Origin of the sequence: Methylobacterium indicum, from assembly GCF_001043895.1 — a bacterium.
In the GTDB taxonomy this organism is placed as follows: Bacteria; Pseudomonadota; Alphaproteobacteria; order Rhizobiales; family Beijerinckiaceae; genus Methylobacterium; species Methylobacterium indicum.
In genome coordinates, this window is record NZ_JTHF01000144.1 from 1 (window position 1) to 15460 (window position 15460).

Annotated in this window: 13 protein-coding genes and 1 pseudogene; 1 reads left to right on the plus strand and 13 read right to left on the minus strand. The window is 71.9% G+C overall.

Annotation, left to right across the window (positions count from 1 at the left end):
- Window positions 1–727: 727 nt before the first annotated feature.
- Window positions 728–1216 (plus strand): hypothetical protein, encoded by a 489-nt coding sequence (locus QR78_RS34235; protein WP_125901403.1) that lies wholly within the window; start codon window positions 728–730, stop codon window positions 1214–1216.
- 403 nt (window positions 1217–1619) lie between these two features.
- On the opposite strand, the gene QR78_RS17735 is transcribed toward QR78_RS34235, so the two are convergent.
- The 13 genes and pseudogenes from QR78_RS17735 to QR78_RS17795 all read right to left on the minus strand — a co-directional run.
- Window positions 1620–2156 carry a DUF3617 domain-containing protein gene (locus QR78_RS17735; protein WP_048428883.1) on the minus strand — a complete coding sequence of 179 codons (537 nt, stop codon included), beginning with the start codon at window positions 2154–2156 and terminating at the stop codon, window positions 1620–1622.
- A complete protein-coding gene (locus tag QR78_RS17740; protein WP_048428884.1) occupies window positions 2149–3189 on the minus strand; it encodes a hypothetical protein in 1041 nt (346 codons plus the stop codon). Before QR78_RS17740 ends, QR78_RS17735 begins: the two co-directional genes overlap by 8 nt.
- Window positions 3190–3211: 22 nt before the next feature.
- Window positions 3212–4012, minus strand: a complete 801-nt coding sequence (locus QR78_RS17745; protein ID WP_048428885.1) for a DUF1266 domain-containing protein — start codon at window positions 4010–4012, stop codon at window positions 3212–3214.
- A complete protein-coding gene (locus tag QR78_RS17750; protein WP_048428886.1) occupies window positions 4009–5721 on the minus strand; it encodes a hypothetical protein in 1713 nt (570 codons plus the stop codon). Before QR78_RS17750 ends, QR78_RS17745 begins: the two co-directional genes overlap by 4 nt.
- Window positions 5718–7421, minus strand: coding sequence for an Hsp70 family protein (locus QR78_RS17755; RefSeq protein ID WP_048428887.1), 1704 nt, complete (start codon window positions 7419–7421; stop codon window positions 5718–5720). The genes QR78_RS17750 and QR78_RS17755 overlap by 4 nt, the downstream gene beginning before the upstream one ends.
- A gap of 36 nt (window positions 7422–7457) precedes the next feature.
- The gene (gene tssG / locus QR78_RS17760) at window positions 7458–8495 is read right to left on the minus strand and encodes a type VI secretion system baseplate subunit TssG (protein WP_053220970.1); all 1038 of its coding nucleotides are present in this window, start codon (window positions 8493–8495) and stop codon (window positions 7458–7460) included.
- Entirely contained in the window at window positions 8492–10300 is a 1809-nt protein-coding gene (tssF, locus tag QR78_RS17765) for a type VI secretion system baseplate subunit TssF (RefSeq protein ID WP_053220971.1), read from the minus strand. The genes tssG and tssF overlap by 4 nt, the downstream gene beginning before the upstream one ends.
- Window positions 10301–10313: 13 nt before the next feature.
- Window positions 10314–10796 (minus strand): type VI secretion system baseplate subunit TssE, encoded by a 483-nt coding sequence (tssE, locus tag QR78_RS17770; protein WP_048428889.1) that lies wholly within the window; start codon window positions 10794–10796, stop codon window positions 10314–10316.
- A gap of 4 nt (window positions 10797–10800) precedes the next feature.
- Complete coding sequence (locus tag QR78_RS17775) at window positions 10801–11601, minus strand: type VI secretion system accessory protein TagJ (protein WP_048428890.1); 801 nt, start codon at window positions 11599–11601, stop codon at window positions 10801–10803.
- 30 nt (window positions 11602–11631) lie between these two features.
- Window positions 11632–13032 carry a type VI secretion system contractile sheath large subunit gene (gene tssC / locus QR78_RS17780; protein ID WP_048428891.1) on the minus strand — a complete coding sequence of 467 codons (1401 nt, stop codon included), beginning with the start codon at window positions 13030–13032 and terminating at the stop codon, window positions 11632–11634.
- A 6-nt stretch (window positions 13033–13038) separates the two neighbouring features.
- Complete coding sequence (gene tssC, locus QR78_RS17785; RefSeq protein WP_082172067.1) at window positions 13039–14544, minus strand: type VI secretion system contractile sheath large subunit; 1506 nt, start codon at window positions 14542–14544, stop codon at window positions 13039–13041.
- 1 nt (window position 14545) lies between these two features.
- The gene (gene tssB / locus QR78_RS17790; RefSeq protein ID WP_048428892.1) at window positions 14546–15097 is read right to left on the minus strand and encodes a type VI secretion system contractile sheath small subunit; all 552 of its coding nucleotides are present in this window, start codon (window positions 15095–15097) and stop codon (window positions 14546–14548) included.
- Window positions 15098–15165: 68 nt separating this feature from the next.
- Window positions 15166–15460: pseudogene (locus tag QR78_RS17795) on the minus strand (type VI secretion system protein TssA); the annotation flags it as partial.

Consider the following 15460-nt stretch of genomic DNA (forward strand, 5'->3'; position numbering starts at 1 on the left):
CCGCACAATCCGTATCCGCGTCCGTCTTCGGCTTGGCCTTCGCCTTCTTTTGCGCGCCCTCGATCTTCTCGCTCAGCCAGCGGCCCCACTCGCGGCCGTCCTCCACGCCTTGCCGGACCCCCGTCACCGCCCCGTAGGCCCCGCCCACGGGGCGGTGACGGGGGTCCGGCAAGGCGTGGAGGACGGCCGCGAGTGGGGCCGCTGGCTGAGCGAGAAGATCGAGGGCGCGCAAAAGAAGGCGAAGGCCAAGCCGAAGACGGACGCGGATACGGATTGTGCGGATAGCAAGCCGAAAAACCCGTGCGAGCCTCTCAAGAGGCGGAATGGGGAGGGCCCTTGTCGTAGGGGTGGGCATGGCAGTCCGAAGCAGGGCACCGGCACGAGTTCACCGGTGGGGACGAACTCGATTTTCATCATATTCCATCCAAGGGGTCTTACAAAGATCTAGATTTGACTGCTGAAGACGGTCCTGCAATATAAATGTTGCAACGAGATCATGTAAATACCAGTACTTATTGAAATAAAGATTTTGTTAGAAACCAAGCAAGATTATTGAAGGTGGGAAAGTTTGATGAAGTTTTTGCCAGTGATATTGCAAATGTGAGGGAAGTGGCCAAAAGTGCCGGTGATCCCACTCGCTACGATGAAGCGATCAAGGGAGAAGATAAAATATAAAGAGCGCCTTGATAAACATGGCGTCACACCTGGTAAGACAGGTAGATAAGAAATGAGCAAATTGGATTGGGAAATATATCCTAAAATTGGGGCGGGTTCAATTAATTTCTCGATGGATAAGAGTACGATATCAAGTATTATTGGCGCACCAATTGATCAGAATGAAATTTGCGGCGGAGATATTAGGGAATATAGACAGTCAGATGACTCGAAATATGATCTTATTTTACAATATACGAAAGAAAATCTGTCGGCTATTGTACTTCCATGCCTAGAGAACGATATCAAAATATTTGGGAAGAAAATTTATAAAAGCCCAGCGTCGGATATCGTCCGTGATATAATGGAAAAAAATGGCGGATTTTATACAGATTATGGAGATTATGATCTATGTTTTAATTACCTAAATTTAATTTTACATGATTTTATGTCGTCAGATCGTTCGGGTAAAGGCGTGAGCGTTTGGTCGGAAGCAGCTTATGCTCGGTTAATCTCTAACCTGGAATTGGACGGACCGGGTCGCGACATCTATGAACTGTGATATCGCCGGACAGCAGAGTGGGCCAGCCCCGCGCCCTTCTCCGCGGCACGGGCACGGACGATGACAAGGACCGTCAAGGCGATGATCGACTGGCTCATCCGTCCGGGCGCGGGCTCGCTTCGCTCCGGGATGAGCCGCGCGGCCGTGGGGGGCTCATCGGTCAACCGCGCTCCGAGACACGGCACGCCCCCGACGATGTGCGCGATTTGCGCCGCCCGGGGGGGGGGGGCGCCGATGTGATCCTCGGCGTTGATGCAGACACGCTGACCGACGCCGATTTTTCGCAGTCCGGACACGATCCGGCAGGATCAGCGGGAGCAATCGAACAAGCTCTCATCAATCGGATGACGGGACGCCGGCACTGGGCTCCCGCGTCTCAGGTGCTCCATCTGAAGACCCCGTCTCAGGTCCCCCTGCCCGGCGCCTGGCCCGGGCAGTCGCCGACCCGGCGCGACAGGGTCAGGATCTCGGAGGAGTATTCCGGCCGGTCCGTGATCAGCGTATGAGTGGTGGAGGAGACCGAATCTTTTCCGAAATGGAAGGTCAGGACGACCTTGGATCCCTTGCAGTCCATCGCGAAGGCGAAGCCGTCCGGTATCTCGCGGCTGTCGCCGAGCCGGCATCCCTCCAGGAATTCGGGGTTGGTCTCGTACTGGGCGAGCGTCTCGCGCCGGAACGCCTCGTAGTCGGCCGAGGGAAAGCAGGTCCGGCTCGTCACGCCCTGGTTCCGGAACCGGCTGTTGCGGCTCTCGGTCTCGTAGAGGCCCGGCACGAAGACCGGCTTGGGGGTGAGGAGCGGCGCGGCGTCCCGGGACGGCGCCTGCGCCGAGGCGGTCCCCGCGAGGACGCCGAGGGCGAGAGCCGGACGGACGAGGGTCGGGAGCGCCGGGCGGATGCGGCTTCCGCAGCGTGCCCGGGCGGCGGACGGACTCCTACTCACCGACCCTCCGGATCGTGTCGAGTGCATCGTCCACCTGCTCCTCCTGGCTGTCGCCGAGCCAGATCTCGGGCACGATCGCGGTGATCCGGTTGCGGAACACCTCCGCGCATGCCCCGTACTGGCGCGCGAAGTACAGGCCGGCCGCCCAGCGGTTGTAGACGCTCTGGCAGGGATAGCGCGCGGCGAGGTCCTCGTAGCCGCGCATCAGGAGGTCGACGTCGCAGAGCGTGTCGCGCACGTCGTGGTCGCCGAGCCCGTAGCCGCGGCCGTAGATCAGTGCATAGAGGCCGGCGCCGAAGCGGTCCTGGCCGACGCTCGCGGCGTGGCGGGCGAAGCCGTCGAGGTCGCCCATGTCGTCGCCGAACCAGCGCGGCAGCAGGCGCACGCCGTGGGCGACGCAGAGCTGCCAGTTCGCGGTGTCGAGGGACCAGGCGCGCATGAAGCGGCCTTGGAAATCCTCGAAGCCGTCGTTGCCGTGCAGGCCGTAATCGTAATGCGTCCAGGCCCAGGGCAGGCTGCCGGCGCCCGATGTCGCGCAAGCGTCGAGGGCGGCCCGGCCGGTCTCCAGGCGGGCGTGGAACGCCGCCCACTGCGCCTCCGACACCGTGTCGGCGTAGCCGCCGCCGCGATGCGCGAAGGCCGCGGAGAGGAGCGCCGAAGCGTAGGCTGCCCCGGCCATCGGCGTGCCGCTGCGCTCCCACCACCGCGCGAAGGGCTCGCAGAGCCGGTCGAGCGCCGGCCCGTCGCCGGCGCCCTCGGCGCGGGCCAGGAGCTCGGTCCAGAGCACGACATGCAGCTTCAGCGCGTTGCCCATCATCAGGTCGCGCCGCTCGGCCGCGGCGTAGAGCGCGTCGAAGCGCTCGAGCTCGCCCGTCTCCCACAGGCGGTCGAGCGCCGCGAGGTCGTCCTCCGCCTCCGGCATGTCCCGGCGGAGCGGCAGGACGGTGAGGTCGTGCCGCTTCAGCGCCGCGCGGCGCTGCCGTGCGGCGCGGCCGTCGCGGATCCGATTGCGCCAGGCGTCGAGGCTCAGCATCGGCAGTGTCCCTCCCTCGCTCTCACGCGTCCGCCCGGGCGGCGACGGGCGCGGTCTCCAGTGTCCAGCACGGCCCGTCGCGGGTGTCGGCCGAGGTGACGCCCCGGCTGGTCTCGTCCTCCGGAAAGCCGAACAGGATCCGCCGCCAGGGGCTGTCGATCTCGGTGTCGAGGCGCCGCATCAGCGGATCCCACGGCTCGGCCTCATGCGCGCCGGCCCAGAACGCCCGCCCGACGACGAAGTCGCGGCCGTAATCCGGCCAGCTCGCGAAGCTGGCCGAGACCTCGCGGGCGAGGTCGAACAGGTAGGCCCTGACCTCGTCGAGGGACAGGAAACCGAGGACGTAGCCGTTGCGGGCGAGCTGCGCGGCCCGCGCCGCATCGAAGGCGAGGAAGTTGGCGGCGCGGCAGCCCAGGAGGTCGCGGCCGACCGCCCCCATCCGCCACAGCTGGGCTTGCGCCGCCTCGTTGCCCTCCCGGGCATGCTCGGCGAGCATCGCTTCCCGCTCGTGCCAGCCCCGGCCCGGCAGGGCGCAGTAGCGCCGCACCAGGGCGCGGTGGTCGCGGCGATGGCCGTCCCGGCCGAGCCAGCCCATCGCCGCGACGAGGCCGGCCCGGTCCTCGATCGACCAGTCGCGCCGCAACCACCCCTCCGCCCGGTCGCGCTGCCCGCGGAACCGCCGGCCGGCGGTCTCTGGATCGACCGGCAGGTCGACCGGGTATTCGTGGTAGAGGTTGTAGCAGGCGCCCAGCGCGTAGGCCCAGCGCAGGGGCTCGCTCCGGTATCCGGCGTCGTCGAGGTAGAGGAAGGGCGGCTCGCTCATCGGGACGGCTCGGGGCTGGGGGACGCGGCTCGCCCGCTCTTTTGGTTCCGCGCGGCCAGGAGCGCGCGCGGGTCGTAGACCTGCTCCGAACTGCTCTCCCCGCTGCTGGTGACGACGCGCAGCGTCATCCGCTCGGAGGTCGTCGGGATCGGCTGGAGCGGCGCCGCCGCGATCGCGGCCCAGTCGAGCACCCGCTCGGGGGCTCCGGGCGCCGGCCGCAGCCGGACCTCGCGCAGGCCCTCCCGATTGGCGGGCCGCAGGATATCCGACAGGTCGAGATACAGGGTGCCGTCCCGGACGGTCAGCTTCGGCTGGAACCGGACCTCCGACGCGGAGGGCTGCGGGGCCGGGTCGTCCTCGGCCTCGGCCGCCTCCGAACCCGAGGCGGCCTCCCGCACGGCTTCGGCGAGATCGAAGTCGTAGAAGTCCGTGACGGACCCGTCGTCGAACACCAGCTGCACCCGCAGCGTCGTGCCGCCGGGCGGCGCGAAGCGGATCGGCTCCCGCTCGATCGCCGCGAGGTCCAGCCTGGCGGGCTTCCGGTCCGGGGGGCCGATGCGCACCGCCTTCAGGGCCCTACGGACCTCCGGGGACAGGAGCTTCGAGAGGTCGAGCCCGAGCCGTCCGTCGGCCCGTCGCGTGTGCACCGGAAAGTTCATCTCGACCGGAGGCTGGCGCATCGCCCATTCCCGTTCGGGCCAGGGCGACGGAGAGGGCGAGGGCGTGGAAACGGGCGCGCGGGCCGGCGGCTCCGACCCGCCCGGCCAGTGGCTGGCGATGTTGCCCAGGACGACGATGGCGAGCCAGATCACGCCCGCCGACGACCAGTTCCACTTGCTCGGCGGGTTGATCGGCGCCCGGCTCGCGGCCTCGGCGGCCTCGGCCGGGGGCGCGACGGCCGCAGGCGGCGCGGCGGCGAGCGGGGCCGCCCCGAGGGCGCCGCGCAGGGCCGCGAGAATGCGGGCGTCGATCAGCCCGTCGACCTCGGCGAGCGGCCCGAGCACGGCGTTCAGCACCTCGACCGCGACCTCGCGCTCGGCGTCGTCGAGGCCGCGGTCGAACAGCCCGACCCGGTAGGGGCCGAGCAGGCGCGGCAGCACCGTGTCGCCCGGCGCCCCCTCGCCCTTGAGGACCGCCTCGGCGCGGGCGCGCAGGGCATCGGCGATGTCCGCGCCCTCGATCCGCTGCCGCAGCAGCGCCAGCCCTTCCGCGTCCCGCGCGCCCTGGCGCGTCGTCGCCTCGCCCCAGGCGAAGCGCTCCGACATCCCCCGCAGCAGCTCGGGCCGCACCGACGGGTCCCGGGCCAGGTGGTCGAACAGGCCGTCCTCGACGCTCTCGCGCCAAGCGAGGTCGAGGCCGCCGGAGAGCGCCGCGTCGACGACCGCCAGGGCGCCCGCCGCGTCGCCCCGGCGCCGGCGCGCGTCGAGGCGGTGCAGGAGGTCGTCGCGGGCCGCCGGATCGATGGCGGGGGCCGGGCGTGCCTCCGTCTCGGGTCCCGGAGCCGCGAGCGTGCCGCGCACGGACTCGTAGGCCGCGCGCAGGGCCTGGAACCCCTCCGGATCGACGTCCGGCCGCACGGTCTTCAGCCGGCGGGCATAGGCGCTCTTCAGCGCCCGCTCGTCCGCCCCGGGTGCGAGTCCGAGGAGGGCGAGGGCCGCCGCGCGCGTCGCGGACGTCTCCTCCGGCGCGGGGCTGGACGGCCCGGTCACGGCACGGCCCCCAGGGCCCGGATCACCGCGCGCAGCTCTTCCGCGGCCCGGGTGATCGCCTCGGCCTCGCCGGCCTCCAGCGCTCGCTCGAAGGCGGCGATCGCCCGCCCCACCGCCTCGCGCGGGGCGCCGAGGGCCTCGGCGAAGAGACGCTCGCCACGGGCCAGGAGGGCGCGGTGGGCCTCGGTGTCGCGCGGCGCGATCTTCAGGTCGGCGAGGGCGGCGAGCCGCGCCTCGATTTCCGCCGGGTCGAGGGGGGTGGGCGAGTTCCGGATCACCAGGCGCTCGCTGCGCCCGTCGACGGTGCTGGTGGCCGAGACCTCGAGCACGCCGTTGACGTCGTAGGTGAAGCGCAGTTCCAGCGCCTGCCGGTCGATCGGCCGCGGCTGCAGCGTCAGGGTGAACTCGCCGAGCGGGATGTTGTCCTTCGTCAGCCGGCTCTCGCCCTGGAACACCGCGCAGGTCACCTGGCGCTGGTCGTCCGCGCAGGGATGCACGGTCTTCGTCCGGCTCACCGGGATCAGGGTGTTGCGCTCGATCACCGGCATGTAGATGCCCGGACGCAGCCGGCCGGAGGCGTCGGGCTCGGAAACCTCGACCCCGAGGGTGAAGGGCGCCACGTCGGTGAGCACGGTCTCCTCGAGCGCCGCGTCGCCGGCCTTGAGCCCGGCCTGGACCGCGGCGCCCCGGGCCACGACCTCGTCCGGGTCGAGGCTCGACAGCGGCAGGCGGCCGAACAGCCGGGCGGCGAGCCGGCGCACGATCGGCGCCCGGGTGGCGCCGCCGGCCAGCACCACGTCGGAGAGGTCGGAGAGGTCGAGCCGGGCATCGCTCATCGCCCGCTCGACCGGGCGGCGCAGGCGCGCGAGCAGCGGCTCGGCGAGTTCGGCGAAGCGCTCGGCGGTGAGGACGGCGCGGTGCGCCCGGCCGCCCGGATGGCCGTCGCCGCCCTCGACCCGGATCTCGACCTCGGGCTCCCGATCGAGGGCGCGTTTGGCGAGCTCCGCCTGGCGCCGCAGGCGCGCCTTGACGCCGGGATCCGCCCCGGTGAGCCCGGTCGTCGCCTCGAACCAGGCCACGATCGCGTCGACGAAGTCCTCGCCGCCCAGGAAGGCGTCGCCCGCGGTGGCGCGCACCTCCATGACGCCGTCGAACATCTCCAGCACCGAGACGTCGAAGGTGCCGCCGCCCAGATCGAAGACCAGGATCTTACCGCCCTCGGCGTGGCGGGCCTGGAGGCCGTAGGCGAGGGCGGCGGCGGTCGGCTCGTTGAGGATGCGCTCGACCTTGAGGTCGGCGAGCTGGCCGGCGGCGCGCACCGCCCGGCGCTGCACGTCGTTGAAGAAGGCCGGCACGGTGATCACTGCCTCCGTGACCTCGCGGCCGAGCGCCGCCTCGGCATCGGACTTGAGCTGGCGCAGGATGAAGGCCGAGAGCTCCTCCGGGCGGAAGCTGCGGCTCCCGAGCCGCACCTCGTGGCGGCTGCCCATGAAGCGCTTGAACGCCGCCGCGGCGAGCCCGGGCTGGGCCACCACCCGGTCGAGGGCCGGGCGGCCGACCGCGACGCTCCCGTCCCGGTCGAGGCAGACCGCCGAGGGGGTCAGGACCTCGCCATAGACGTTCGGGATCAGCCGCGCCTCGCCCTCGGTCCAGACGCCCACGAGGCTGTTGGTGGTTCCCAAATCGATACCGACGATCATGCATCCTCCATTTCGTGCGAGCGCGGTCGCGCGGCCTCAGGGCGCGCCCCGCATGGGATCGAAGACCGACTGGTCGGCGTCGCGCTCCGCCGGCAGCTGGCGCAGCCAGGCGTTCCAGCCGAGGGCCGGCGCGCGGGTGCCGAGCTGGGCTTCCGGGACGTCCTCCTTGCGCAGGATCACCTGCACGTCGAAGTCGAGGCCGGGATCCATGTAGAGACGCACCAACTCGACGAGTTCGGCCATCCGGACGCCGCCCGGCGCGAGGGCGGCGAAGGCCGCGGCGTCGACCGGGCCGATCACCACCCGGAAGGTGCTCGTCGCGTCGAGGACGCCCGCGCCCGCCACCGCATCGACCCCGAGGCGGCCATAGGCCGGGGCGGGCCCCGCGAGCCGCGTCTGCTCCTCGGGCGCGATCGGCAGGCGCCGGACCCGGAACGGCTCGACCCGCACCGCGAGGCCGAGCCGGTCGGCGAGCAGCACCTCGAGCCCGGCGGCGGAGCGCACCGCGCGGCCGAGGAGCCCGGCATAGGGCAGGAGCTCGGAATCCGGCGTGGCGAGGCGGTCGCGGTGGGCCGGCAGCATCAGTCCGGCGAGGCCGCGCAGGACCTCGGTGATCCGGTCGCCGCCATCCACCCCGTGCCGGGCGATCCGGGCCGGCAGCCGGTACTTCTCGTCGGCGTCGAGGAAGGCCGCGCTCGCCCGGGCGAGGACCAGGTCGAGGAAGGCCGACAGTCCCGGGCTGCGGGCGCGCCGCTCGCGCAGGGCCACCTCGGTATAGACCGGCGGCAGCGGTCCGAGCGGCCCGACGAGCCCCACGAAGGCGGCTTCGGGCAGGCCGCGCCGGTCGAGCCCGAAGGTGCCCGGAGCGGCGAGCGGGGTGGCGACGTGGCGGTTCGTCACCGCCCCGACCGCGAGCGCGGTCTCGGACTCCGTCTCCTCGCCGGTCCCGCCGCCGCGCCCCGTCGCCGGCGGGCGGAACGCCTCGATCAGGCGCAGGGCCACGAACGGGTCGAACCGGTCGATCTCGGCGTCCAGCCGCTCGCCGAGGGTCCGCGTCTCGCCGGCGGCGCTCATGCGAGCGGCCTTCCGCCCGAGCGCGGCGCCCAGGTCTTGATCGGCACCGCCGCCCCGCGCTCGCGCAGGGTGAGCCGGGTGAAGCTGTTGAGGTTGACGTAGAGGCCGAAGAACCGGTCGAGCACCTGGCCGAGCAGGAAGGCGGCGCCGGGATCGGCGAAGCGGCGGTCGATCTCGACCTCGATGTCGAGCCCGCGGGCGAGGCCGCCCTCCGCCACCCGGGCGGTGGCGCGCCGGTGGGTGACCGAGACGATCGCGTCGATCAGGCTGCGGGTCTCGGGCGCGTCGCGGTAATCGTAGAGCCGCAGGATCTCGCGCAGCGCCTCGGGCCCGCCCTCGGTGTTCGACAGCGACAGGTGGTTGAGGGTGAGGTGGGAGACGAGCCGCCACAGCAGTCCGTCGCCGGGTTCGAGCCGCAGCGTCGGGGTGAAGGGCGTGAGCGCCCGCAGCCGGCCGACCTCGCCCGGGCCGCGCAGGACCTTCAGCACCGGCTGGTCGCCGCCATAGGGCAGGCGGGCCGGCAGGTCGCGGTTGAGACAGGTGGTGTCGATGGACAGCACCGCGTCGGTCGGCGAGGCGGGCGAGGCCTCGGCGTCGACGAGGGCGAGGCGCGCATCCGTCCCCTCGCCGCCCTCGGGCAGGTGGCGCCGGCGCAGCTGCCAGAACAGCGCGCCCGCCTCGTCGGCCCCGGTGAGCGCGCGGCCGAAGAGCGGCACGGCGTCCCGGCTCTGGCCGCCCCGGTCGGTCAGGGTGACCCGCTCGACCGCGTAGACCTCCCGGGTGGCGTGGCGGCGCGAATCCGGCACGATCGGGTATTCCCGCGCCGCGTGGGTCAGGGTCAGCGGCTCGGCGGGCTGGGAGAACAGGTTGACGAGCGGCGTGCAGGCGAGCGCGAAGGTGCCCGGTGCGCAGGCCCGCTCCAGCTCCGCGGGGTGGCGCGAGAGATAGACGAAGATCTCGAGCCGGTTGCCCGCCTGCCGCAGCGTGCGGGCGGAGATCCGCGTCAGGTCGAGAAACAGGAACTTTTGGGGATAGGCGAAGAACTCGGTGAGGAGCCGGTAGGCCGGGTGCGCCCGGGGTGCGGGCGGCAGCACCGCCTCCTCGGGCGAGAAGCCCACGGCCCGGATCGCGTCGCGGCCGAGGAAGGTGGCGGAGCGGTCCTCCGGGTGGTCGGCGATGGCGACCTCCAGGCATTCGGTGAGGAGGAGCCGGTAGAGCGCCACCGCCTGGCGCCAGGGCGCGCGCAGGTAGAACCGCAGGGAATCGAGGCCGAGATCCGTGAAGGTGACGCCCGGGTCGAGGGTCTCGAGGACGAGGCGCAGGCTCGCCGGCGCCTCGACATGCGGGCAGGGCGGCGCGACGAGCGGCCGCCCGGTGAGCGCGGCGGCGGTGACCCGCACCGGCCACAGCGAGACCTCCTGGGTGGTGCGGAAGCGGCAGATGTCGCCCTCGACCGGGTCGGTCTCGACGTTCGTGCCCCGCGGCAGGACGATCGCCTGCTTGAGGTCGGGCGGGAAATCGACCTGCGCGACCGCGAGCGCGGGGATCGGCGCGAGGTAGTGCGGATAGAGGAATTCGAGCAGCGACTCGGCGATCTCGGGAAAGTCGTCGTCGAGCTTGAGCCGCAGCCGCGCGGCGATGAAGGCGACGCTCTCGATCAGCCGCGCGACGTGCGGATCGTCGACCGCGTCCGGCGACAGCCGCAGCCGCCCGGCGATCTTCGGATGCGCTCGGGCGAACTGCCCGCCGAGCCCGCGCAGGGCCTCGAGCTCGGAATCGTAGAAGCCGTAGAGGCGGTCGTTCACGGGCACTCCCTGATCATGCATCGCCGCGTGCTTCCACCGAGAAGCTGCGGATCGCCGGGTCGAGGGCGGTTTCGAAGGTGACGGGTTCGGGGGCTTGGTCGGCGCTCAGGTGAACCGCCGCCTCGATGCGGATGCGCAGGAGGCGTTCCAGCGGGTCGCGGCCCTTGAGCACCGTCACCGTCACGGCGCGGAAGCGCGGCTCGAAGGCCTGGATCGTGGTCTCGAGGGCCCGGGCGAGGTCGGCGCGCTGCTCGGGCGTGGCGAGGGGCGCGCCGACGAAATCCTCGACGCCGTAATGCGGCAGCGCCGCGCGCACCAATTCGAGGCCGGCCGGCGGGCTGGTCGGCAGGCGGCGGGTGTTGAGCAGGGCTTCGAGGTCGCGGCGGAAGCCTTCGCGCACCCGGCGCAGCTCGTCCGCGCGGGAGCGCGGCGGGTCGACGACGCGCTGCGGTTCGTCGTCGATCAGGCGGTCGAGGAGGGAGGGCTGGAGGCGCATCGCCTCACGCCTCGACGGCGATGCGCGCGATCGTCAGCAGGTCGCGCGCCTCGTCGCCGACGAGCCAGACCCGCTGGCCGCGTCCGCGCACCACCCCGCCGGGCGCCGCGATCCAGGCGGTCTCGCGGGCGAGCCGCTCGGCCTCGCTCGCCGCCGGGTCGTGGTACTGGGCGAGCACCAGGAAGGTCGCCTCGCGCCCGTCGCGCAGCCGCGCCTCGGCGCGGCGCCACAGCAGGTCGCGCGGGCGCTTCGGGGCTGAGAAGGCGAGGCTCTCGATCCGCTCCGGCGCGAGCCAGAGATAGCGCCCGGCGAGCGTCAGCGCCTCGAACCCGGCCTGGGACAGGTCGCAGGCATCCCGCACCTCCTGCGCCGCCCCGTCGTCGACCCGCGCGCGGACCGGCGGCATCGCCTCGAGGGCCGCGCGGGCGGTCCCCGCCGCCTCGGCGTCGCCGGCCCGTACCGCGAGGGCGAGGCGCATCGCCTCCGCCTGGCGCGGGGTCGGCCCGTCGACGAAGTCCGGCACCGCCCCGGTCTCGTACCAGGCGACGCGGGCGACCGCCCCGCGCAGCAGGTGGCGCAGGATCGCGAGGGCCGGCGCCTCCGTGGGCGCCTGCTCGGCGGCGACCTGGAGCTGCGCCTCGGCCCGGTCGAGGGCGCCCTGGAGGATCAGCAGCTCGGCCAGCGTCACCCGGGCGGCGGCGTCGCCCGGCCGCGCCTTCACGCCCCGGCCGGCGGCCTCCACCGCCTCGTCGAGGCGGCCCTCCGCCAGGAGGTCGGCGAGGGCGGGGGTGTCGAGGACCGTCATGCTGACCTCCGGATGCAGGCAGGTGCCGCCTCAGGCGGCGCCCTGGGCGGTGGTGACCTCGGCGACGAGCTGGAAGCTCGCCGCCACGTCGTCGAGCTGGAAATGCGGCTGGAGGCGCAGGGTGCAGCCGAGCACCCCGGGGCGCCCGGGGATCTCGCGGACCTCGACGCCGGCGTCGCGCAGGGGGTAGCGGGCCTTCAGCTCGGCCTCGGCGCTGTCGCTGCCGAGGCGGTAGCGGGCAAGCCAGTCGACGATCAGCCGCTCCACCGCCGGCGCGCCGCCGAGGCGGCCGACCTGGTCGCGCATCATCACCTTCAGGGTGTGGGCGAAGCGCGAGGCGCAGAGCACGTATTGCAGCATCGCGGCGAGCCGGGCGTTCTCCTCCGCGGCGAGCCCCGCGGCGCGGGCCGGCCGGTGCAGCGAGGGGTTGGCGTTGAAGACCAAAGCCGCCGTGAACGGCACGTGGCCGACCGGGATGATGCCGTGGTCGGCGAGCTGCCGCTCCTGCGCCGCGGTGAGGCGGATCTCGACCGGGGGCTGCGCCGCCAGGCCCGGCCGGTCGGTCGAGAAGCTCAGGGTCGGCAGGTCGGCCACGAGGCCGCCGCCCTCCTGGTCCTGGGGCACGCCGCGCAGGTCGGCGAACCAGCCCGAGGCCTCGAAGGCCCGCAGCACCACCCGGGCGAAGGCGTAGACCGGGCTGCCCCAGAGCAGGGCCGCCCCGTCCGCCCGCACCTCCTCCTCGAACGGGAAGCCGTCGACCCGGGGTCGGTGATGGGACCGGTGGGGCGTGCGCATCAGTACCCGCGGGGCGAGAAGGCCGACGAAGCGGCAATCCTCGGTCTCGCGCAGGCTCTTCCAGCGCACGAAATCCGGCCCGTCGAAGACCGCCGCGAGGTTCGGCAGGCCGTCGAGGTCGGCGAAGCCGTCGAGGGCGAGGGCGGCGGGTTTGAGGCCCGCGAGGAACGGCGCGAAGGCCGCCGCCGCCACCCCGGCGACGCCCTGGAGGGTGGCCACGTCGTCGGTGCGCGCCGCCGGGTCGACCCGGTGGCCGACCGCGTAGTCGCCGAGCAGGAGCCCGAACGGCTCGCCGCCCGGCATGCCGAATTCCCGGGCATAGACCAGCTCGAACAGGTGGCTCTGGTCGAAATCGACCGCCCGCTCGAAGTCGCGGGCGAGCTCGCGCCAGGACACCGCCAGCACCTTGACGACGACCGGCCCGCTCCCCTGCGCGCCGGCCTGGCCGCCGCCCTGCGCCGCGCCGACGAGGTAGGACAGGCCCCGCCAGCGCGCCTCCAGGGCCTGGAAGCCCGGATGGTGCAGGATCGCGTTGACCGCCCGGTTGAGGCTCCGGTCGATGAGGGCGATCAGCCGGTCGGCGCGCCGCCGCGCGGCGGCGCTGGCCTCGTCCGCCGTGCCTCTTGCCGGGGCCATCCCGGGTCAGCCCTGGCGCGGGATGCGGGCGACCATGCGCAGCGAGGTGGTCAGTTCCTCCATCTGCAGCCAGGGCCGCATCCAGGCCACCGCGTTGTAGGAGCCCGGCCGGCCCGGGATCTCCTGCACCTCGACCCGTGCCTCGCGCAGGGGATAGCGCGCCTTCATCTCCGCTCCGGCCTCGTCGTTGGCATTGACGTAGTTGCCGATCCAGCGGTTCAGCCACTTCTCGCAATCCTCGGCCTCCATGAAGGAGCCGATCTTGTCGCGGCCGATCACCTTCAGGTAATGCGCGAAGCGGGCGGTCGCCATGATGTAGGGCAGACGCGAGGAGATCGCGGCGTTCGAGGTCGCCTCGGGCCGGTCGTACTTTTCCGGCTTGTGGGTGGTCTGGGCGCCGAAGAACACCGCGTAGTCGGTGTTCTTGTAGTGGCAGAGCGGCAGGAAGCCGAGCTTGCCGAGCTCCGAATCGCGCCGGTCGGTGATGCCGACCTCGGTCGGGCATTTCAGGTCGAGGTCGCCGTCGTCGCTCTGGAAGACGTGCATCGGCAGGGCCTCGACCTTGCCGCCGCTCTCGGCGCCGCGGATCGCCGTGGCCCAGTTGGTCTTGGCGAAGGCGTCGGTGAGGCGGGCGCCGAGCACGTAGGCGGCGTTCGACCAGCAGTAATGGCCGTGATCCATGGCGAGGCGATCGCCGGGCCCGCCCGGCGCCTCCTGGAAGTCGAACTCGTCGACCATCCGGGTGTCGCGGCCGTAGGGCAGGCGGGCGAGCACCCGCGGCATCGTCAGGGTGACGAAGCGCGAATCCGGCGACTCGCGAAAAGCCCGCCACTTGGCGTACTCGACCGTGTCGAAGATCTTCTCCAGGTCGCGCGGCCGGGCGAGATCGCGGAAATCCTCGAACCCGAAGAGCTGCGGGCTCGCCGCGGCGATGAGCGGCGCGAAGGCGGCGCTCGCCACCCCCGACAGCCCCTGCAGCATCTCCACGTCCTCGAAGTGGTTCGAGAACTCGTAGTCGCCGATCAGCGCCCCGTAGGGCTCGCCGCCCGGCGTGCCGAACTCGCTCTCGTAGATCGACTTGAAGATCTGGCTCTGGTCGAACTCGGCCGCCTTGAGCAGGTCCTTGGCCAGCTCGCGCTTCGAGACGTTGAGCACCCGGATCTTCAGGTTGACCGAGGTCTCGCTGTTGTGGACGAGGTAGTTGAGGCCGCGCCACGAGCCTTCGAGCTTCAGGAATTCGGGCCGGTGCATGATCGCGGCGAGCTGGCGCGAGATCCGGGCGTCGATCTCGGCGATCGCCCGGTTGATCGTCACCGTGAGGTTGCGCTCGAAGCTGACGGTGCCTTCCAGCGCGCTCTGCGTCAGGGTCCGCAGCAGCGCCTCGGTGCGGTCGGGGGCGGTCTGCTTCGTCGCCGCGATGGCGGATTCGAGCAGGCTGGGGCCGGGCGCGACGGTCGTGGCCGCGGCGGGATGCGCCGTCTCCGGGCGTGCGGTGTCCTTGGGTGTCGACATCTCAGGCGGCTCCGTCGGAGGTCGGGGCGGGCTTGGTGGGCGGGATCGGGCCGGCCGCGCCCGTCCTCTCGAGTTCGTCGACGAGGCGGCGGAGCTGGCCGTTGTCCTGCAGGATCCGCTCGAGCAGGAGCTCGAGATCCTCCGAGCGGTCGGCCTTGGTCATCAGGTCGCGCAGCGCATCGCGGGTCTCGAGCAGCGTGGCGAGCGCCGGCACCTGCCGGACGATCGCCGCCGGCTCGAAATCGTCGAGGCGGTCGAAGTGCAGGCGCACCGGCATCTGCGTGCCGTCGTCGGCCAGGGTGTTGTCGACGACGAGGTTGAGGCCGGGCGCCATCCGGGCCATCACCTCGTCGAAGTTGTCCCGGTCGATCTGGATGAACTTGCGCTCCCGGAACGGCTTGAGCGGCCGGCTCGGGTCGCCGGTGAAGTCGCCGAGCACGCCGACCACGAAGGGCAGCTCCTTCTCGATCAGGGCGCCCTCGGTCTCGACCTCGTACTTGATGTGGACCCGGGGCTTGCGCACCCGCTCGAGCTTCTCGTGAATGCTGGCCATGGAGGCACCTCAGCAGGGTTGGACGGGATGTCGGAGCCGGGCTCCGGCGGCGGTCACGGGTCGGGCGGTCACGGCGCGCGGCCCTCGCCGCCCGCCTCGATCCCGGCCTGACGCAGGAAGCGCTCGCGCCCCTCGGCCTCGGGGATCAGCTCGCCGAGGAGGTCCAGCAGGGTCATCCGGCCGCGCCGGACGACCGTCTCCAGGGCGTAGGAAATCGGCGAGTGGGGCTCGGTCTGCCGGAAGTAGGCGGCGATCGTCAGGAGTTCGTCGAAAGCCTGGTCGCGGCTCGCGATGGCGCGGGAGCCGGTGGGCACGGCCTCCCCCGATCCGGCCGGGGCCGGCAGGGGGGAGGCCGTGCCCACC